This window comes from Streptococcus suis (assembly GCF_002960625.1).
Classification (GTDB): Bacteria; Bacillota; Bacilli; order Lactobacillales; family Streptococcaceae; genus Streptococcus; species Streptococcus suis_T.
Window position 1 is genome coordinate 150,909 of sequence record NZ_POJH01000031.1, and the last position, 19,589, is coordinate 170,497.

Genomic DNA, 19,589 nt, shown 5'->3' on the forward strand with positions numbered 1-19,589 from the left:
CCCTCAGAACTATGGTATAATAAATAAAATAACTTTCAAAAGGATAGGGAGAAGAGTAATGACCGATAAAGATACACTAAAAAACCTCCGTCATCGTAGTTCTGTCTACGATTCGATGGTCAAGTCGCCCAACCGTGCCATGTTACGAGCAACAGGAATGACCGACGATAGTTTTGAAAAACCGATTGTTGGGGTTATTTCGACATGGGCTGAAAATACACCTTGTAACATCCACCTTCATGACTTTGGAAAATTAGCCAAAGAAGGGGTTAAAGATGCGGGTGCCTGGCCTGTTCAATATGGTACCATTACCGTTGCAGACGGAATCGCTATGGGGACTCCGGGAATGCGTTTCTCACTGACTTCACGTGATATCATTGCAGATTCTATTGAGGCAGCTATGGGAGGGCATAACGTGGATGCCTTTGTCGCAATCGGTGGCTGTGATAAAAACATGCCTGGTTCTATGATTGCTATCGCCAATATGGACATTCCTGCCGTATTTGCCTACGGTGGAACCATTGCACCAGGAAACCTCAATGGAAAAGATATTGACCTCGTTTCTGTCTTCGAAGGAATCGGAAAATGGAACAATGGCGACTTAACTGCTGAAGAAGTTCGTCAGATTGAGTGCAATGCCTGTCCTGGTCCTGGTGGTTGTGGTGGTATGTACACTGCCAATACCATGGCTACTGCCATTGAGGTAATGGGCATGTCCATTCCTGGCTCTTCTTCTCACCCAGCTGAATCTCCTGAGAAGAAGGCTGATATTGAAGAAGCTGGTCGTGCTGTTGTTCGCATGCTAGAACTGGGCATCAAACCATCTGATATTATGACTCGTGAAGCCTTTGAAGATGCTATCACTGTTACCATGGCTCTGGGCGGATCAACTAACGCTACTCTGCACTTACTGGCCATTGCCCATGCTGCCAACGTTGATTTGACCTTGGAAGATTTCAATGATTTCCAAGAACGCGTGCCTCATTTGGCCGACTTAAAACCATCTGGTAAATATGTTTTCCAAGACCTCTACAATGTCGGCGGTGTTCCTGCAGTTATGAAATACTTGCTCAAAAACGGCTTCCTTCATGGCGACCGTATCACATGTACAGGTAAAACCGTTGCTGAAAACCTTGAAGCTTTTGCAGACTTAACTCCAGGTCAAGATGTCATCATGCCACTTGAAAATCCAAAACGTGCAGATGGCCCACTCATCATCCTCAAAGGTAACCTTGCTCCTGAAGGTGCCGTTGCCAAGGTTTCTGGTGTGAAAGTCCGCAACCATACAGGTCCAGCCAAGGTCTTTGATTCTGAAGAGGAAGCGATTGAAGCAGTCTTGACCGATGAAATCGTTGATGGCGATGTGGTGGTTGTCCGCTATGTTGGACCAAAAGGTGGTCCTGGTATGCCTGAAATGCTATCGCTTTCTTCTATGATTGTCGGAAAAGGCCAAGGTGACAAGGTAGCCCTTCTGACAGACGGTCGTTTCTCTGGTGGTACCTATGGACTGGTTGTTGGACACATCGCACCTGAAGCTCAGGATGGTGGTCCAATTGCCTACCTCCGCACAGGTGATTTGGTGACGGTTGATCAAGATACCAAAGAAATCACCATGCACGTTTCTGACCAAGAAATCGAAGAACGCAAGAAAACTACTGTTATCCCCCCACTCTACTCTCGTGGGGTTCTCGGTAAATATGCCCATACCGTATCATCTGCCTCTAAAGGAGCCGTTACCGACTTCTGGAGACCAGAACGAAGCGGTAAAAAATAAAAAGAATTCAACCCCTGTCACACAATGACCGGGGTTTTTAAAGGAGTAAATGGAATGAAACTAAACGTCGAACTATCCCGCTTTCGCGTTAAGGAAGGCAAGACTGCCAAAGTAGATGAATGGATGGCCTTTCTCAACGAACACATGGAAGACACCCTTCTAACACTTGAAGGTGAGAAAATGTATGTCGAAACTATCTTCCGTGAAGTTCTGGACGGCCGCGAATACCTTTACTGGTATTCTGTCCAAGCTGAAGGAGGGATTGAAGTCGAAGATTCAGAATCCTATATTGATAAAAAACACATGGAATATTGGGAAGAATGCATCGACCCGAGCTATGGTATGGTCGATTTGGATCCACAAGTTATCATGATTCCTAAGCCTGTTTATGAAACCATGGAAGAATTAGACAGACAATACGACGAAACATTTAAAAAATGAGTTGCTTAACAATGCAACTCATTTTCTTATTATTTCGGACTGATGCCAAGTGTAATACGGCCCAGACGACTAATACGGGTCATCTTCCAAGCAGGTGACCAAACGATCTCGACTTGAGCATCTTCAATGCCCTCAATTGATTTTAAGGCTGCTACCAATTCTCCTGGCATGGTATCGGTACAGGAACAGCCTGCATCCGTAAAGGTCATGATGACCTTACAGAATCCATTCTCATCCAAATCAATTTCATAGACCAAGCCTAAATTATAGATATCCAATTCAATTTCCGGATCATAAATATTCTCCAGGACTTCGATCAATTGACTTGAAAGTGCAGCTGCTCGATCATTGATTTTTATATCATCTCTCATTGGAATTCTCAACTTTCTTGTTTTTATCATTTTCTCATATTTTTCATAATTTTTCAAGAAAATGTAGCTTAATTGTCTGAATATTCAAAAAGAAGCTCCAAAGAGCTTCTCAAAGTTTTCTGTCTAGAGAATTAGATCGCTCTCATCTCCTTCGACTGACCTTCTCCAATCTGGAAGACATACTTGTGACCTTGGGTCAAGCTATGGTAGAAACCTTTCCCCTCATAAAGTTGAAAAATTTGCATGGTCTTGCGACTTTCCTCGTCCTTGTAAACATGTTGAACATAAGGATTGTCCGCAAAGACCTTTTCCAAGAGTTCTTGACTTGCCGGTCTAGCCTTTCCTTCAATTCGAATGACTTGAATAAGATAATCCTCCTCAGATAAGGCCGTGACGGCTAGGCGCTCATCTCCCATCAATTGGTGGTAAAAATGAGTTTCCGATCCTGTCATAAAGAATACACCATCTTCCGTCGCAGCTGTAATATGAATCGGTCTGGAATGAGGATTGCCCGCCTCATCAACCGTAGCAAAAATCCCTACCTTCATTTCTTCCAAAATGTCCATGATATCTTTCAATTCCATAGCACACCTCCTAGACTTCTTTCTACTTTGATTATAGCAAATTCTAGCAAGAAAGTTAAGAAAAATTCCATTCATTTAAATAGATAATAAGAGGAGAAAGTAAGCTTGCACATTCTAACAAGACAGATACCTAATATCTGATACTAGCTTCTTTTGACACAGGTAGACCATAAGACTAGAACTAGCTGTTTTCATTAAAAAAGATTGAAAGAATGATCATTCAACGACCATCCCTTCAATCTCCAATCTTGATTTAACTGTTTTTTAATAGGTAGCCAAGCGTTTTTCCAAGTGTACTTGACCGACAGCATATAACGTACAGATAACCCAATAAATGAGGGCAACACAGATATAGACTGTCATATAATCCGACTTGGCTCCACCGACTATCTTGGCCTTATTGAAAATCTCTGGTACAGTAATCATGGCTGTCAGAGAGGTACTTTTAACCATGTCCAAAAGCACATTGCTAAGAGGTGGCAGGGCAATTCGGAAGGCTTGGGGAATGATGATTTTTCTGTAAATCACATTGGTCCGCAAGCCCAAGGAACGCGCCGCCTCCCACTGTCCCTTATCAATCGCTGAAAGAGATGCACGAATAATTTCAGAAATGTAGGCACTGGACATGGAAGTAAAAGCAATTATGGAGGCCGAAATCGCATCTAACTGTAGACCCATGAAGGGCAGACCAAAATAGATGAAAAAGAGGAGAACCATGAGAGGAATGCCCCTCATGAGAGAAATATGTGTCATCGCCAGCCAACGCAAGGGCGCTAACTTGGACATTCTAAGTAAGGCAACAAAGAAACCACAAAAGGTACCCAAGGCAAAACCAATCAAAGACAGAGAAAGAGTGTAAGGTAAGCCTTCCAAAATCTGCGGAACGGCTTCCTTCGCAATCTCTGCATTAAAAACTGCCTGCCAGTTGATTTCCATATCTTCTCCTCTTTCCTAAAAACCAGATAGACCTTGCCAGTCTTTAACTGACAAAGTCTATACAACATACAATTTAATTTCTTACCAAGTCTTATTCAACTTCGATAACTGGCAATTTATCAGCATTTTCAACAGGGACTGTCAAGTCTTGTCCTGCATAATATTTCTCAGAAATTGCCTTCAAAGTTCCGTCAGCTTTCATCGCTTCAAGAGCTTCGTCAATTTTTTCTTTCAAGCTTGTGTCAGCCTTGCTCATAACAATCCCTTGTTCTGTTGGGTTGTATTTAGCATCACCCATCTTCACCTTGATGTCTGGGAAGTTAGCATTTGCCCACTTGATAGCCATTACTTGTGTATAGTAGTCGTTTGGAATGAAATCTGTACGACCTGTTGATACATCACGCAAGTAAACATCGTTGGTTACGTTGTCATAGATAACTGGCTCCGCACCTTGCTTTTCAGCAATTTTCATGTACTGAGTACCTGCGCCACCACCAGCTTTCTTGCCAGTCCAGTCGCTCAAGTCAGCTGCTTCGATCCCTGATGAACCATCTTCACGGACGATATAACCACCAACTGAATACTTGTAAGGGATAGAGAAGTTATACTTTTCCTTACGAGCTTCGGTCATGTCAAAGTTGTTAACAGAAATATCTACCTTACCACTGTCAACCGCTGTAAAGGCTTCTGCCACACCGATTTCTTGGTATTCAATTTCCAGTTTCAAACGCTTACCAATTTCATTGATCATGTCAATTTCATAACCGACCAATTCTTTGGCATCGTTGTAGTAAGAAGTTGGGAAGAGGGTTCCTGGTGTAGCAACTTTCAAGACACCTGCTTCTTGTACTTTTTCCCACTGGGTTTGGCTAGCTGAAGAAGAGCTTTCTGTGCTTGTTGAAGTATTTGAACAAGCTGCAAGAGTAATTGATGAAACAAGCAGGGCTGATGCCAACAATTTTTTCAACATAGGTTCTAATCTCCTTTGGAAGCTTGGGCTTCTCTGTTTTCTTTTTCTCGGTGTTAACCCACCAACTTTTATAGGGTAACACTTTTAAGGAGATTTGGCAAGTATTTTATCTGAAAAATGTATTCCCTTACAAGTTGAGTAAACCTGCTGCCTCCATCTGGTCTGCCAACTGCAAGAGTAAATCCTCTCGTCCCTTGGCTGCTGTGAATTGAATGCCGATTGGCAAGCCGTCAGCCCGCACATAAGTTGGCAGAGAAATAGCTGGCTGACCACAAATATTGGCCTGCTGCGTAAAGGGGGTTAGGGCCAGACTATCCTCGAACATTTGCCAGATCAGGTCCTGCTGCTCTTCCATAGAATAATTCTGGGTCTGCTTGAGGCGGTCCAGCAAATCTGCTGGCAGGTCAAATTGCCCATGCTTGGGCGCTACATCCGCCACTGTCGGCGTCAGGAGCAAGTCGTATTCCTCATGGAAACGTGCCATTCTGGCTCCAAACTGGTCCCAGTCCAAGAGGGCCTTGGAGTGCAATTTGGCTGGAATGGTTTGCCCGCTCTGGTAAATAGCCCAGGACATGACTTCCATGTCATCCAAGGTCATCTGACGCCCAAAAGCTGCTTCGATGTCGTCAAACATCTGGGCTGTGTCCACGCTGTTCATCAGGTAGAAGGATTTCATCAGGGCCACTCCATCCAGAGGATATTCTGATAATTCCACCACTTCATGCCCCAAATTTGCCAAGTGATGACAGGCTTTTTGAACCGCTTCTACCGCTTCAGGACTGACCTTGCTGCCTACTGGCGACTTGGTATAATAGGCAATTTTAAGGGGGCGTGAACCTTTTCCAAAAACCTCCTCTTCACTCAGCTTGGCAAGGGGAAAGGGAGCTTCTAGCTGATAGTCCTGGAAATGATAGAGCAGGCGCTGGGTATCGCGTACCGACTTGTTCAGGGCAAAATTGACAGATGCCCCCTGCCAGCCACGATAGGACTTAGGTCCAACTGGAATCCGACCACGACTGGTTTTGAGCCCAATTAAGCCATTGAAGGAGGCAGGGATGCGAATAGACCCCCCGCCATCCGATGCAGCTGCAATAGAAACCATGCCTGAAGCTAGTGCTGCGGCTGCACCACCACTTGAGCCACCGGCATTACGGCTAGTATCCAAGGGAAGATTGACTGCTCCATGTATGCTGGCGTCTGAGATATTTTTGAAGCCGAATTCTGGCGTGTTGGTTCGACCGACAATGATAAAACCCAAGTCCTTCAAGCGTTGGACATAGGTATCGGTATGGCCTGCTGGTCGACCAGCAAGCAGGCGAGAACCTGCAGAAGATGGCTGCCCCTTTTCATTTTGCCCCAAATCCTTGAGCAAGAAGGGAACCCCTGCAAATGGCTTACCCAGATAGTCTTCTTTTTCCGCTTCTTTCAAGGCTTCTTCATATTGCTTGCTGACAACCGCATTGAGGGTGGGATTGAGTTTTTCTATTCTGTCAATCGTTTCTTGTACCAATTCCTTGGCAGAAACCTGTTTCTGATTGACAGCCTGAGCCATGGCTGTCGCATCTTTCCATTCCATAAGGACCTCTATTTCTGTTTTTATCCTTCACTCAGCATCAAGCCGACCAATTCTTCCGCACTAATCTTACCAAAATAATGGGCCATATCCAAATCTGCCAAGGCTGCTTGAAGGTCTTCTTCGAGCAAACGTGTACCGATTAGCTTGTTTTCGACTTCGTCAATATTGCCCTTGGCAAAGAAATCTCCGTAAATACGGCATTTGGCAATGCGGCCTTTTTCAACTTCGAGGTGAATATCCACGGTTCCCCCAGCAAAACGACCATCACGGTGGTAGCTATACTGTGGCGAATTGCCGTAGTTCCATTCCCAGTTCTTGTACTTGTCTGCCACCAATTTGTCAATAGCTGCCCAGTCTTCCTCAGTCAAGACATAGCGTTTGGCCTGGTCGATGGAGTCAATACCCAATAACTTGCAAGTAATGAGGTTCTTAAATTCCTCTGTTGTGACCGACTGATATTCTTCTGCCAGATATGGACGGATGGTTCCCACACGGCTTTTGACAGACTTGATGCCTTTTGATTCAATCTTTTTCTTATTGGGATTGAGGACCTTGGACATGGCTTCTTCGTCAATATCCAAAAGAAGAGAGTAGCCACCATAGACACGGTTGTTGCTGATGGTCATGGCTGCACCTGATACCTTTTTCCCTTCAATCACCAGGTCATTTCGTCCTGTTTGCTCTACCTCAACAGCTCCTAGCTCATGTAGGGCCTTGATGGCAGGCTGGTAGGCACGTTTGAAATCTCCGAAAATCCCGTTGTCCTGAATCAAGTAGCAGACATTGACAGAACCCTTGTCCACATAGATGGCACCGCCACCTGTATCACGACGGACTAAGAGAATATTGTTCTCTTTGAGGTAGTCTTCATTGATTTCGACCAAGGCATTTTGGAACTTGCCAATCTCTACCTTGGGGTCACAATAGTAAGGGAAGAGAATGTCGTCATCCAAGAAGACATTTTGTTGAACATAGACCTGCATAGCTAGAGCAACTGCTCCATCGCTGACATATTGACCGTTGCGGATTGGTTCGATTAGGTACATGGGGTATCTCCTTTAAAATAAATTTTATGGGTTTCTTTTAATAATTGGGCACTGTCTTCTGCCAGGGTCAAACTTCGTTCCCTAATAGGCAGAGGCAGGCGATAGTGTTTTTGATTAAGACAGACATAGAGGGCCTGGGGATTTTGCTGAACTCTTGTTTGAAAAGGTGTCTTGATAAACTGCGGCGTGGTAAAGCCAATCCCAATTTCCAGATAGAGAACCTTGCCTGTTTGATAGCTTTCCAAAAAGGCATCGTAGCGGGCTTTTTGGGCAAAGAAATCTGGTGATTCAACCATGCCCTTCTCTGCATTGCGTTTGTTAATCTCGAAAGGAGCATCACAGACTGGACAACGCGGAATCAGGTCATAGGGAATCTTCATATCCTCCTGCTCTGCTACCATACGGCGAATGAGGGCATCATCGCGATAGGTCTGGTCATGGCAATGACGACTGCATTGCCAGAGACCGTATTCCCCTTGAATATGGAAAATCTTATTTCTATCGTAGTCGGCCACCCAAAAGGCATTGTCTGCATTGGTGGTGATGATATGATAGGGCTTGGTTTCTAAAAGCTCCCGCAAATGAATATAGGAAGCACCGACAGGCTGGTCCAGATAATTAAGGGCAACAAAGCGGCTCTGAAAGGCCCAGTATTCCTCCGTGCTTTCAAAGTCAAAAAGGCTGGCCTGCAACATATCCAAAAAGCCGTACTTGGCGATAAAATCAGGAAAGGCAGCTTCGAAACGAGGACCGATGTAGGTAAAGCCATCCGCCGCAGACATGCCTGCTCCAATGCCCACCACCACCGCATCAGCTTCAGCCAGCAAGCCAGCAAGCAGCTCTGCCTGAGTTTTTTCTTCTTGTTTAAGCGTCTGCCACATGGACATCCTCCTTTTCTCCTAATAAGGCTGTATAGTAGCCCTGGTCTTCCACCGTATAGGTCGAAAAAATGACATTTAGGGGATAGGCTGTTTCCACCAACCACTTGCGGACAGTAGGAACTGCCACTTCTGCCGCCTGGTCCTTAGGATAGCCAAATTCCCCTGTTGACAGGGCTGGAAAGGCAAGTGTCCCCAGTCCACGCGCCATAGCCTCCTCTAAACAGGACAAGTAGCACTGCTCCAAAAGTCCTTTTCGAATAGGTGAAACAGACTCGCCTTCTGGAATAAAAGGTCCCACCACATGGAAAACCAAACCAGCTGGCAGGTGAAAACCAGGTGTCACCATGACCTTGCCAACTGCTGCTGGAAGACCTTGGTCTTCCATTTTCTTGGCACAAAACTGGCGTAACTCCAAACCAGCAAAGGTATGGAGGGCATTGTCCAGACAGGCGTGGTTGGGGATAAAACAGCCTAGCATCTGACTATTGGCAGCGTTGACCACTGCATCAACCTGCAAATGACACAAATCTCCTGGATAGAGAAAAATCTGAGGATCGCTCGTCGGCTGACAGACTGACACATCCTGCATATGTTCCTCATGATAGGCTGCTAGAAAGGCCTCCTCCGCTACCAGATAGTCCGCCCCAATCGGTCCCGCTGGTCGTTGATTGACCAAACCTCTCCAAATCGGAAGAGCCTCTTCAAGACTAGTCAATTCAAGCTCCGCTGACTGTAGATCACCCTTCTCAGTCTTCAAGATGGCAATCATAGACCTCAGCAAGTCCAGCATCTCTTCCTTAAGCATCTTCAAGTGCTAAAAAGGCTTCTTCAGACACATCGGTCAAGCGAATCAACCAGTTTTCCTCTGGTTTTTCCGAATTGAGCAGGGTTGGTTGTTCCAGAGCAGCCGTATTGCGCTCTACCACCCGACCTGCAATAGGGGTCAGGATAGCCATAACTGTTTTTGAGGCTTCGAGATTGAGAATCTCATCATTGACCTCCAAGACTTCCTTGTCGGAAAAAATAACAAAACCAAGTGTACCGACATCATCCTGCAACTCTGCTGTCATACGAATAGTGTACATAGCATCTTCTTTTTCTACCCAGAGGTAGTTGGCAATTTTTTTCATAGTGTCTCACTTTCTACAATTTGTGCTAGTAATTCGATGGCTTTCAAGCGATTATCAATTCCTGAAACCAAGGGGATAAAGAGGAGTTCGTCTGGCTGACAAGCTTCAACCAGTCTTTCAAGTTGCTCCTTGACTTCTGCTGGATTGCCGATTATCATCCTACTACGGTGCTGGGTAATTCTTTCCCTATCCTGCTCCGTCAGTTCATAGGCCTGATAGGTGGCTAGGCTTGGAAAATGGGTAAACTCATTAAAATCTTGCTTGCCCAACATCCAAATATCTAGTGATTTTGCTAGGTCTTCTGCCTCCTGACTGGTTTCCGCAATCACGACAAAGAGGGCCAGGGCAAAATGCGGTTGCGCCATGATGTCTGACGGCTGAAACTCCCTGCGGTAATCCTGAGCCAATTTTCCAGCTGTTTCCACAGGATCATGGGGAATGTAAGGGAAGCTACCAAAGACATAGCCCAAGCCCTCCTTAGCAGACAGGGCCATGGACTGACCACCCATCCCTAAGGTGAAGATTTCTGGGTAGCTTGCAGGCTTGGGCGACAGACCAATGGCTTCATCTTTTCCTGTTAGATAACCTGTAAACTGCTGGACCCATTGATCAAATTGACTGGGTTGAAACTGGCTACGCATGTGCTCTTTAACCAGAGCCGTTCCAGTAGAATTTCCCAAGCCGATGTCCACCCGACCTGGAAAAAGAGTTTCCAAACTGGCTGCCAGCTCTGCTATTTTATAAGGCGAATAATGCAAGCCCATGATACCGCCCGAACCCAGATGAATCCGCTGGGTCTGACTGGCCAAGTAAGAAATCACGACCTCGGGACTGCCGATGGTCAGGGCATGGACATTGTGGTGCTCCGCCAACCAAAACCGATGGTAGCCCAAGCGATCCGCCGCCTGCACCAGCGCCAAACTATCCTGCCAGGCCTCCTGGTAGGTCCGCCCCTCATCCAAAAGCCCATAGTCCAAAAGACTAATTTTCATACCTTTCCTCCTCGTAGTGTTTTTCTAGGCTACGGAAAACCTCTCTCGATTCTTTCGGCAACGACTCCCCATAGTCCATCAAGGGAACAATATCCTTGAAAGAGGCCTGGGGAATAGCCAGCTTAGATAGGTCTTCTGGCTTGATCCGCAATTGGATGTCTTCTGGCTTGCCGGCCGCAATCTTGTGAACAAACTCAGGATCGGTGATAAAAGGTGTTGACAGACCAACCATATCCGCATGCTCCAAGGCCTCAATAGCCTTCTCCGCCGAATTGATACCCCCTGTCGCCATAACCACCAGCCTATCCTTTAAGGCATCGTGGACCACCTGATTAACCAAGCGCCCCTGATGACGCCCAGATCCTCGAACCTGATTACGAAAGACATCATGCCCCCATGAAGCGATGGCTAGGTAGTCAATCCTTGCGACATCCAAAGCCATGTCCATGAACTGTAAAAATTCCTCGATAGAATAGCCGATACTGGCTCCCCTTGTTTCCTCAGGCGTTGCCCGAAAACCAAGGATAAAGTCAGCTGGCGCCAACTGGTCAATCACTTCCTGAACCTTCCGCAAGACTTCTAAACCAAAACGGGAACGATTTTCCAAGTTTTGACAGCCATAGCGGTCCTGACGTTGATTGGAAAAGGTCGAAAAGAAGGTCTGAATCAGCAAGCGCTGGGCAGAAGAGATCTCCACTCCTGCAAAACCCGCCTCAATAGCCCGTCGCGTCGCCTGACCATAGGCCTCTACCAGCTCTTCCAGCTCTGCTATGGTCAACTCCTTGACCTCATGGGGAAAGGGAGCATGGAGTTTCATGGGACTGGGACCATAGACCAGCTTGTCCCGCTGAAGGGTGTGGCTGGAAAAACGACCAGCATGGGTCAGTTGCAAGATTGCCTTTGCACCCTTGGACTGCATGACCTGGGCCAGTTTTCGCAAACCATCAACATCCTCATCCTTGGCCACGCTAAAGCCAAACTCGAACAATTGTCCCTTGGGGTCCACATAAGCCGCCCCTGTGATTTGCAATGGAGCCGCATCCGCCCGCCGCTCCGCATAGTCCAAATCATCCTGGGTCACCAAGCCATCCGCTGTGGAGGAATTGGTCACCATGGGCGACAGGACAAAACGATTGGCTAGGACGGTTTGGTGCAATGGCAGAGCTTCAAATAATGCTTGATAGGTTTCCATATTTCCTCCTAGATACCATATTTTTCCATAGACTGCTTGATGGTCTTTCCGAGCGCCATAAAATCAGCCATGTTGTCCGACGAGGGATAAAAGGTGGTTAGAAAAGCCCCGTTTTCAATCAACACACGCTCAATTCGTGTTTTCATATCCTCCACCGTCAAAGCCTGACCGACCAAGTCTGACAGATTAGCCATCGAATTCGGATTTACTTGCGGAAATCTGTCCGATACTGCTTGCGGAGCAAAACTTGCCGCATAAAAATCAGCCACCACTTGCCCCCGTTTCATTTGATTGCCCGATACACTGATATAGGCAGAAATAGCAATAGCTTCTTGATAAATCCTCTGAGCCAACCCAGCAAACTTCCGCCCCTCGATACTAAGGTCGTAGGTCCCAGGACAGTAGGAAGTTGCCACCTCACCACTGACCACATCGAAGGGAAAATCCGAAAGCGCCTGGGCAATCAAATCCACCATGACCTGATAAGACTCCCGCAAATCAACCTTGTGACCAGAAGGATTGGGCAAAATCAGAGTGACATTTAAAATCCCTTCATCCGCAACGACTGCCAAACCGCCCAAACTCCGAATAATAGGACTGTAGCCTGCCTGACCAATACTGGCTAAGCCCTTGTCCAGCTGGGCCACCTGACTGTCCATCATCCCCAGAATGACCGTTTGGTCCATGGGCCAAAAATGTAAAATTCCTGTATTGGACTGACGATTGACCTCGCGCAAAAAGACCTCTGTCCACACCAACGGCCCTTGTTTCAAACCTGTCAAGCCAGACCGATCTTCGTATTTTTTTATGGTTACATTCTCAACCCAAGATTTCATCCGTAAGCGTTCTCTTTCAATTTGCTATCCCTATTTTAACACAAAGCGATTTAATACAACCGAAAAAATGTTATTTCCTTTATGAAAAACAGAAAAAGACTAGATAAAATCCAGTCTTAATCTTGATTTACAATTCTTCAAAAGCATCTTTTACCTTGTCAAAGAAGCCTTTTTTATGGGGTTTGATATCAATGTTTCCTGCCGCTGCAAATTCTTTAAGAGCTGCACGTTGACGGTCGTTCAGACTTGTAGGAGTAACAATATTAACCGTCACATACTGATCACCGATAGCCCCGCCACGAACACTTGGAGCCCCCTTGCCTTTCAGACGGAAGGTCTTACCTGTCTGGGTTCCTTCAGGGATCACCATATCCACATCACCGTGAACGGTTGGCACATGGACCGTATCACCCAAGGCTGCCTGAACAAAGTTGAGGTCTAATTTATAATAAATTGTTGTCCCCTCACGCTCAAACTTATCTGAAGCCTGGACTTGAATGACCACATAGAGATCTCCGTAAGGACCTCCATTAAAACCTGCTTCCCCCTGACCTGCCAGACGGATTTTCTGACCAGTTTCCACACCTGCTGGCACCTTCACTGTTACTGTATGGGCTTGTTTTTCATGACCGGTTCCGCGACAAGTTGTACATGGATCCTTAATTTGTTTCCCACGACCATGACAAACATCACAGGTCATCTGACGGCGCATGGTACCAAGTGGTGTTTGCGTGTCCACATTGATAATCCCTGAACCGTGACAGCGTCCACAGGTTACTGGACTAGTACCAGGTTTAGCACCTGAACCCGTACAAGTCCGACAAGTAGCTTCACGGTGATAAGAAACTTCTTTCTCTGCGCCGAAAATTGCCTCTTCAAACTTAAGGTTAACACGGTATTGGAGGTCATCCCCTTGACGAGGAGCATTAGGATTGCGGGTCGCACCGCCACCACCAAAGAAGCTTGAGAAGATGTCTTCAAAACCACCGAAACCAGCTCCATCGAAACCACCAAAACCACCAGCTCCGCCGCCGAATCCACCGTTTGCCCCAGCTGGACCAAACTGGTCATAGGCAGAACGCTTCTGCGGATCACTCAAGGTTTCATAAGCCTCTTGAACTTCTTTGTATTTATCCTCCGCACCCGGATCTTTGTTAATATCTGGATGGTATTTCTTTGAAAGCTTCCGATAAGCCTTCTTAATCTCATCTGGCGAAGCATTCTTAGAAACCCCCAGACGATCGTAAAATTCTGTGTTGTTCATATAAGATACTAAGGGCGTAAAGCGGACACAGCCAAAATAGGAGTTTTGACGTAGGACCTCACCGTCCTAGGAAAAACTATCTTTTTGGCACAGTCCGTAGCCCGTGTTCGATTACGAACACTTTCCTTTCTATCATGGTTTTGGAAAAGTGAAAACAGGAAACTGACGCAGTGTGTAAAACACACTAGGAAGTTTATCTTTTTCACTAGGTTTTTAGCCTGTGTTCGAATAAACGAACTTGTATTCCTTTCTTTGAAAATTAGAAAATAGCCCGTATTCGATTACGAACACTTTTCTTTCTTTAAAAGTTAGAAGGGTTATTTACCCAAAAACAGAGGCTGGGTTGCAACCTCTGTGATTGGAATCTTGATTTAATAATGATTTCTATTCTCGAGAAGATAAGAACTGAGTTCGAGCTAAGAACTTCGGAAAAAAGATAACTTTCCTTGTTCTAGATACTCAAAGAAATTCAAGACTAGGCTAGGCAACTGGACGAAGATTGAACCGGAGTTCATCGAGGAGAGTTAACGAAGCCTAGTAAAGAATTTCGTGGCTCGGGATAAAACAATCACCCGGACCAACCGCTCGTTTCTGAATTCCCATTCTCGATAGGATGAGAACTGAGTTCGAGCTAAGAACTTCGGAAAAAAGATAACTTTCCTTGAATGCAAGCATTCAGCGTCAAGTTCCTATTTTTCTGTCGTTCTCTTAACGCTCTCACATCTTAACTTACTTTTCAGTAAACTCGCCGTCTACAACATCATCGCCTGCGTTGTTAGCTGTTTGGGCACCTTCTTGGCCTGCGGCTGCTTGTTGTGCTGCTGCGGCTTGCTCGTAGAGTTTCACTGCAAGGGCTTGAGCTTTTTCGTTGAGGTTTTCAAGTTTAGCCTTCATGTCGTCCAAGTTGTTGGCTTCTTGTGCTGCTTTCAACTCGTCAAGAGCTGCTTGGGCTTGGTCACGTTCTGCGTCAAAGCCTTTGCCTTCAGTTTCTTTAAGAGTTTTCTCAGTCGCAAAGATTGCTTGGTCAACATCGTTACGAAGGTCTACTTCTTCCTTACGTTTCTTATCTGCTTCGGCGTTTGCTTCTGCATCTTTCATCATGCGGTCGATTTCTTCGTCAGTCAAACCTGAGTTAGACTGGATAACGATAGTTTGTTCTTTTTGCGTACCAAGGTCTTTGGCTTTTACAGAAACGATACCGTTCTTGTCAATGTCAAATGTTACTTCGATTTGTGGAATACCACGAGGTGCTGCAGGGATGTCAGTCAATTGGAAACGACCAAGAGTCTTGTTGTCCGCTGCCATTGGACGCTCACCTTGAAGCACGTGGATATCAACAGCTGGCTGGTTGTCTGCCGCAGTTGAGAAGACCTGTGATTTAGAAGTTGGGATAGTTGTATTGCGGTCGATGAGTTTTGTAAATACGCCACCCATTGTTTCGATACCAAGTGACAATGGAGTTACGTCAAGAAGAACAACGTCTTTGACATCACCAGTGATGACACCACCTTGGATTGCTGCACCCATAGCAACAACTTCGTCAGGGTTTACAGATTTGTTTGGCTCTTTACCAGTTTCAGCCTTAACAGCTTCCACAACGGCTGGGATACGAGTTGAACCACCGACAAGGATAACTTCGTCAATTTCTGACAAGCTGAGTCCAGCATCTGAAAGGGCTTGACGAACAGGAACTTTTGTACGTTCTACAAGGTCGTAAGTCAATTCGTCAAATTTCGCACGAGTCAATGTCATTTCCAAGTGAAGCGGACCAGCTGCACCTGCAGTGATGAACGGCAAGCTGATTTGAGTTGATGTTACACCAGAAAGGTCTTTCTTCGCTTTTTCAGCCGCATCTTTCAAACGTTGAAGGGCCATCTTGTCAGCTGACAAGTCGATACCGTTTTCTTTCTTGAATTCTGCTACCATGTGGTCGATAATCTTTTGGTCAAAGTCGTCACCACCGAGCTTGTTATCACCTGCTGTTGCAAGTACGTCGAAGACACCGTCACCAAGTTCAAGGATAGATACGTCGAAAGTACCTCCACCAAGGTCGAATACCAAGATTTTTTCATCTTTGTCAGTCTTGTCCAAACCGTAGGCAAGGGCTGCTGCAGTTGGTTCGTTGACGATACGTTCAACTTCAAGACCAGCGATTTTACCAGCGTCTTTGGTTGCTTGACGTTGTGCATCGTTAAAGTAAGCAGGAACCGTGATAACAGCTTTAGTTACTTTTTCACCAAGGTACTCTTCAGCGTAGCCTTTCAAGTATTGAAGAATCATAGCTGAGATTTCTTGTGGTGTGTATTCTTTGCCGTTTGCTGAAACTTTTTCAGAAGTTCCCATTTTTGATTTGATAGAGATGATAGTATCTGGGTTAGTTACTGCTTGGCGTTTTGCCGCGTCACCAACGATGATTTCACCATTTTTGAAAGATACAACAGACGGAGTTGTGCGGTTTCCTTCTGGGTTTGCAATGATTTTGGATTCAGTTCCTTCAAGAACTGCAACTGCTGAGTTTGTTGTACCTAAGTCAATACCGATAATTTTAGACATGTGTGTTACCTCTTATTTTAGTTTTCTTTTATTCATTCATAGTTTACCGTCATTGCAGACGAGGTTTTTTCATAGTTTTCGAGTAACTCTTGTCGCTTTAGCGACCTTAGAGTTACCGACACAAAGTTTGCCCAAGAGCTAGGAGCCTCGCGACGAAGCGATTGGTTGCAAACTACTGTGCATGACATTTCGGTCAAGTTTCTTTTTGGGGAAATAGCAGAGCGACTACTCAGACACCACCACCATAGCAGGTCTCAGCAGACGTTCATGCAACTTGTAGCCTTTTTGGAAGACTTGTGCGATGTGTTCTGCTGGGCAGTCGTCTGTGGCTGGAACAGTTTGAATAGCCATGTGAAGATTTGGGTCAAAGACATCTGTTGCGACTTCTTCCACCCCTTCTTCTTTGAGGGCTTGAATCAAACTTTCTTGTACCATCTCCAAGCCTTTTTTGACATCTTCTGTCAGGCCTTCGACTTGAAGGGCACGCTCCAAGTTATCCAAGCTCGGCAAGATTTTCTTAGCCAAGTCTTGCGAACGGTAACGCTGAATGGTTTGGCGTTCCTCGTTAGCACGGCGTTGGATATTTTGCATTTCAGCATGGGCACGGAGGTACTTGTTTTCAAATTCCTCGGCACGCTCAATTGCCAAATCCAATTCTGACATTTCAGGCGTTTCCACAACTTCTTCTGTTGCTTCAACCTCTTCTACGATTTCTTCGTTTTTGATTTCTTCTGACAAAGCATTCTCCTTCTAATTGACTTCGTAATGATTACTGCTCAAATAACGGTAGTAATCGGTTAATTTCATAAATAGGACGCGGCTGATGATGTTAATCAAGCTCATCTGCCTGCGGTAGTTCATGTCAACAGGACCAAGCAAACTCATCTGGGCCATGCCCCGATAGGGGATTGGAAAGCGATGATGAATAACTGTCACATCCGCTAGGGCTGGATCACGATGTTCCGCCACGGAAATGCTGGTCTGCTGGTCTGGAGCCAAGCCCTGCCGCAACTCTGGGGCTAATAGCTGTGGGCTATCCAAGAGCTGATAAGTAGCTAGATTGCCGTAGGTCAGCGAGGCAACTTTTCCACTGATAAAGACCGATTCTTGGAAGAGATTGGAAAAGATGTAGTCCATCAGGTCTAAGACATTGTCCGTCGTGGTGAAGTAACGTTGCACCACCTGGGGAATCTCCGTCCGCAGCTTGTAGTGAATGGACAAGACTGTCTGTCCAACGAAGCGTTCATCCACCAGGCGTTTGAGCACTTCCAAGTCCCTAGTCAAAAAGTTCTTGGGAATGGCAAACTGGACAGTGACTGGTTTAGACTGGTCCAAAGTCAAGACTGCCAGAGCATCGTGGCTACTGAGCTGCACGATGTCAAAGGAAGTCAGCTGCTGACTGGTCGGCTCCACATCTAAAATGACCGAGGTATAGCCTGTCAAATCCGCTAGGACTGTACTGGCCCGCTCCAAGATGTCTTCCAGCTTGAAGGCTTCAAAGTCGAAGGCCTTGACCACCTGATAAACATCTTCTTCATTGATGTGTTCCAGATTGAGCGAGTGGTTGACAAAGTATTGAAAACCAGCCCGACTGGGCATCCGACCACTTGAAGTGTGGGCCTTTTCTAGCAAGCCCAGCTGCTCCAGCTTAGCCATGTCATTGCGAATAGTAGCAGAGCTGGAAGCAATCATCTCCTGTAAGGTCTTAGAACCAACAGGCTCATGATGGCGCGTAAATAATTCAACAATCAGATTCAAAATATCATTTTGACGTTGGGTAATCATCTCCGCTCCTTTCATGAACATGGTTGATTTCTTAGCGTTAGCACTCTTGTATGTCGAGTGCTAAACTATATACTCTCATTATACGCCGAAAAAATGGATTGTCAAGAGAAAAAGACAAAAAATTAGCACTCTTTTACCTAGAGTGCTAAAAATCAGTCTGAGGACCTAGTTACTCTTTTACCATACGATAAAAACGGATGCCTAGTAATAATAAAAGCGGAATATAAATGATAGAAATACCTAAGACAAAACCTGGACGCGAACGCAAACTTGTTCCCAGTAGAATGCCGTACAGTCCCAAAGATGGCAAATAGCGTCTTTGGAAGATTGTTTTCACAAACTCCACTTTATTTTCTCTATCACCATATAATTCAAGCTCTCCCATCTTCGCAGGTTTCCTAAAAATATTGAAATTTTGGCAGGATACGACAAACTCCCATCCATATTCCTCGTACATATGCAGATAGTTTTCTCTATCTTTATTTTTTGCTTTCTTGAAATCAACCTGATACACAACCCCTTCTGGCAGGCATTTTTCAAAATGATAAAACAAGAGCCAGCTAATCTTAACTAGTTTCCACCCTTGCTGATGCATCTCACTGAGATAGTCTGCTTGCTGACTGAAATCTGTGATAAAAAATACCTTGAACTCTGTCCTAGTCTCCATCATTTTCTCCCTTGCTATTTCGATAGAGCCGTTCAATCCGAGCCAATTCTATGTCTAGGATTTCTCGACCTGTTTCTGTTATCCGATAAAACTTCCGCTTATCTTCTTCCCTGACAAACCGAATCAAGCCGTCCTTTTCCATTTTCGACAGGGTGCCGTACATGGTTCCAGGGCTAATCACGACTTGCCCTGCCGTGACTTCCTTAGTCTTCTGTGTAATATCGTAACCATGTCGTTCTTTCTGTAAATGAAAGAGAATATAGAAGGCTGTTTCTGTCATGGGAACATAGACACGTTTTAACTGGTTCTGTTGCAAAGTTTTAAATAAAGAATAAAATCCCTTACGGTATCTATGATTTAAGCTGGGATTCCCAATAATACCTTGATTTCAGTACAGACCGAAAACCCGAAGAGAGTGCCTTCTTTTCGGGTTTTCTTATATAATCCTCGGATGGCTTCCATACCTTTAATCGTGGTAGAGGCAGTGCGTAAACTTCGATAGAATTTATTGCGTCTCTTTACTGGACGATGGTCTTGTTCAATCAAATTATTCAGGTATTTAATGGTACGATGTTCTGTCCCTTGATAAAA

Annotated in this window: 21 protein-coding genes; 2 read left to right on the plus strand and 19 right to left on the minus strand. The window is 45.4% G+C overall.

What is annotated here, in order from left to right:
- Positions 1-58: 58 nt before the first annotated feature.
- Both ilvD and C1G49_RS07605 read left to right on the plus strand, forming a co-directional pair.
- Positions 59-1,774 carry a dihydroxy-acid dehydratase gene (gene ilvD / locus C1G49_RS07600; protein ID WP_105125212.1) on the plus strand — a complete coding sequence of 572 codons (1,716 nt, stop codon included), beginning with the start codon at positions 59-61 and terminating at the stop codon, positions 1,772-1,774.
- A 54-nt stretch (positions 1,775-1,828) separates the two neighbouring features.
- Positions 1,829-2,215 carry a DUF6176 family protein gene (locus C1G49_RS07605; RefSeq protein ID WP_105125213.1) on the plus strand — a complete coding sequence of 129 codons (387 nt, stop codon included), beginning with the start codon at positions 1,829-1,831 and terminating at the stop codon, positions 2,213-2,215.
- 29 nt (positions 2,216-2,244) lie between these two features.
- On the opposite strand, the gene C1G49_RS07610 is transcribed toward C1G49_RS07605, so the two are convergent.
- The 19 genes from C1G49_RS07610 to C1G49_RS07700 all read right to left on the minus strand — a co-directional run.
- Positions 2,245-2,586: a metal-sulfur cluster assembly factor gene (locus C1G49_RS07610; RefSeq protein WP_105125214.1), complete on the minus strand. Its 342-nt coding sequence runs from the start codon at positions 2,584-2,586 to the stop codon at positions 2,245-2,247.
- A 131-nt stretch (positions 2,587-2,717) separates the two neighbouring features.
- On the minus strand, positions 2,718-3,170 hold the full coding sequence (locus tag C1G49_RS07615) for a pyridoxamine 5'-phosphate oxidase family protein (RefSeq protein ID WP_105118318.1): 453 nt from the start codon (positions 3,168-3,170) through the stop codon (positions 2,718-2,720).
- Between the two features lie 264 nt (positions 3,171-3,434).
- Positions 3,435-4,106, minus strand: coding sequence for an amino acid ABC transporter permease (locus tag C1G49_RS07620; RefSeq protein WP_105125215.1), 672 nt, complete (start codon positions 4,104-4,106; stop codon positions 3,435-3,437).
- A gap of 91 nt (positions 4,107-4,197) precedes the next feature.
- Positions 4,198-5,076, minus strand: a complete 879-nt coding sequence (locus tag C1G49_RS07625) for a transporter substrate-binding domain-containing protein (RefSeq protein WP_105125216.1) — start codon at positions 5,074-5,076, stop codon at positions 4,198-4,200.
- Between the two features lie 127 nt (positions 5,077-5,203).
- The gene (locus C1G49_RS07630; protein WP_105125217.1) at positions 5,204-6,652 is read right to left on the minus strand and encodes an amidase; all 1,449 of its coding nucleotides are present in this window, start codon (positions 6,650-6,652) and stop codon (positions 5,204-5,206) included.
- Between the two features lie 20 nt (positions 6,653-6,672).
- Positions 6,673-7,698 (minus strand): lipoate--protein ligase, encoded by a 1,026-nt coding sequence (locus tag C1G49_RS07635; RefSeq protein WP_023369321.1) that lies wholly within the window; start codon positions 7,696-7,698, stop codon positions 6,673-6,675.
- Positions 7,689-8,585 carry an SIR2 family NAD-dependent protein deacylase gene (locus C1G49_RS07640; protein WP_105125218.1) on the minus strand — a complete coding sequence of 299 codons (897 nt, stop codon included), beginning with the start codon at positions 8,583-8,585 and terminating at the stop codon, positions 7,689-7,691. The genes C1G49_RS07635 and C1G49_RS07640 overlap by 10 nt, the downstream gene beginning before the upstream one ends.
- Positions 8,563-9,384, minus strand: coding sequence for a protein-ADP-ribose hydrolase (locus C1G49_RS07645; RefSeq protein ID WP_105125219.1), 822 nt, complete (start codon positions 9,382-9,384; stop codon positions 8,563-8,565). Before C1G49_RS07645 ends, C1G49_RS07640 begins: the two co-directional genes overlap by 23 nt.
- The gene (locus C1G49_RS07650; protein WP_053864394.1) at positions 9,377-9,709 is read right to left on the minus strand and encodes a glycine cleavage system protein H; all 333 of its coding nucleotides are present in this window, start codon (positions 9,707-9,709) and stop codon (positions 9,377-9,379) included. The genes C1G49_RS07645 and C1G49_RS07650 overlap by 8 nt, the downstream gene beginning before the upstream one ends.
- A complete protein-coding gene (locus C1G49_RS07655) occupies positions 9,706-10,701 on the minus strand; it encodes an MsnO8 family LLM class oxidoreductase (RefSeq protein WP_105125220.1) in 996 nt (331 codons plus the stop codon). The genes C1G49_RS07650 and C1G49_RS07655 overlap by 4 nt, the downstream gene beginning before the upstream one ends.
- On the minus strand, positions 10,691-11,893 hold the full coding sequence (locus C1G49_RS07660) for an NADH-dependent flavin oxidoreductase (protein ID WP_105125221.1): 1,203 nt from the start codon (positions 11,891-11,893) through the stop codon (positions 10,691-10,693). The genes C1G49_RS07655 and C1G49_RS07660 overlap by 11 nt, the downstream gene beginning before the upstream one ends.
- Positions 11,894-11,901: 8 nt before the next feature.
- A complete protein-coding gene (locus tag C1G49_RS07665) occupies positions 11,902-12,729 on the minus strand; it encodes a lipoate--protein ligase family protein (RefSeq protein ID WP_105125222.1) in 828 nt (275 codons plus the stop codon).
- 127 nt (positions 12,730-12,856) lie between these two features.
- Positions 12,857-13,993, minus strand: a complete 1,137-nt coding sequence (dnaJ, locus tag C1G49_RS07670; RefSeq protein ID WP_105114409.1) for a molecular chaperone DnaJ — start codon at positions 13,991-13,993, stop codon at positions 12,857-12,859.
- Between the two features lie 729 nt (positions 13,994-14,722).
- Positions 14,723-16,546, minus strand: coding sequence for a molecular chaperone DnaK (dnaK, locus tag C1G49_RS07675; RefSeq protein ID WP_002943084.1), 1,824 nt, complete (start codon positions 16,544-16,546; stop codon positions 14,723-14,725).
- A 225-nt stretch (positions 16,547-16,771) separates the two neighbouring features.
- The gene (grpE, locus tag C1G49_RS07680; RefSeq protein WP_105120421.1) at positions 16,772-17,284 is read right to left on the minus strand and encodes a nucleotide exchange factor GrpE; all 513 of its coding nucleotides are present in this window, start codon (positions 17,282-17,284) and stop codon (positions 16,772-16,774) included.
- Positions 17,285-17,296: 12 nt separating this feature from the next.
- Positions 17,297-18,331: a heat-inducible transcriptional repressor HrcA gene (gene hrcA, locus C1G49_RS07685; protein WP_105125229.1), complete on the minus strand. Its 1,035-nt coding sequence runs from the start codon at positions 18,329-18,331 to the stop codon at positions 17,297-17,299.
- A gap of 169 nt (positions 18,332-18,500) precedes the next feature.
- Complete coding sequence (locus C1G49_RS07690) at positions 18,501-19,001, minus strand: DUF2812 domain-containing protein (RefSeq protein WP_079267735.1); 501 nt, start codon at positions 18,999-19,001, stop codon at positions 18,501-18,503.
- Positions 18,988-19,278 (minus strand): PadR family transcriptional regulator, encoded by a 291-nt coding sequence (locus tag C1G49_RS07695; RefSeq protein ID WP_050573140.1) that lies wholly within the window; start codon positions 19,276-19,278, stop codon positions 18,988-18,990. The genes C1G49_RS07690 and C1G49_RS07695 overlap by 14 nt, the downstream gene beginning before the upstream one ends.
- A gap of 77 nt (positions 19,279-19,355) precedes the next feature.
- Positions 19,356-19,589 (minus strand): DDE-type integrase/transposase/recombinase (locus C1G49_RS07700; protein WP_010722260.1); only part of this gene is annotated, 234 nt, incomplete at its 5' end.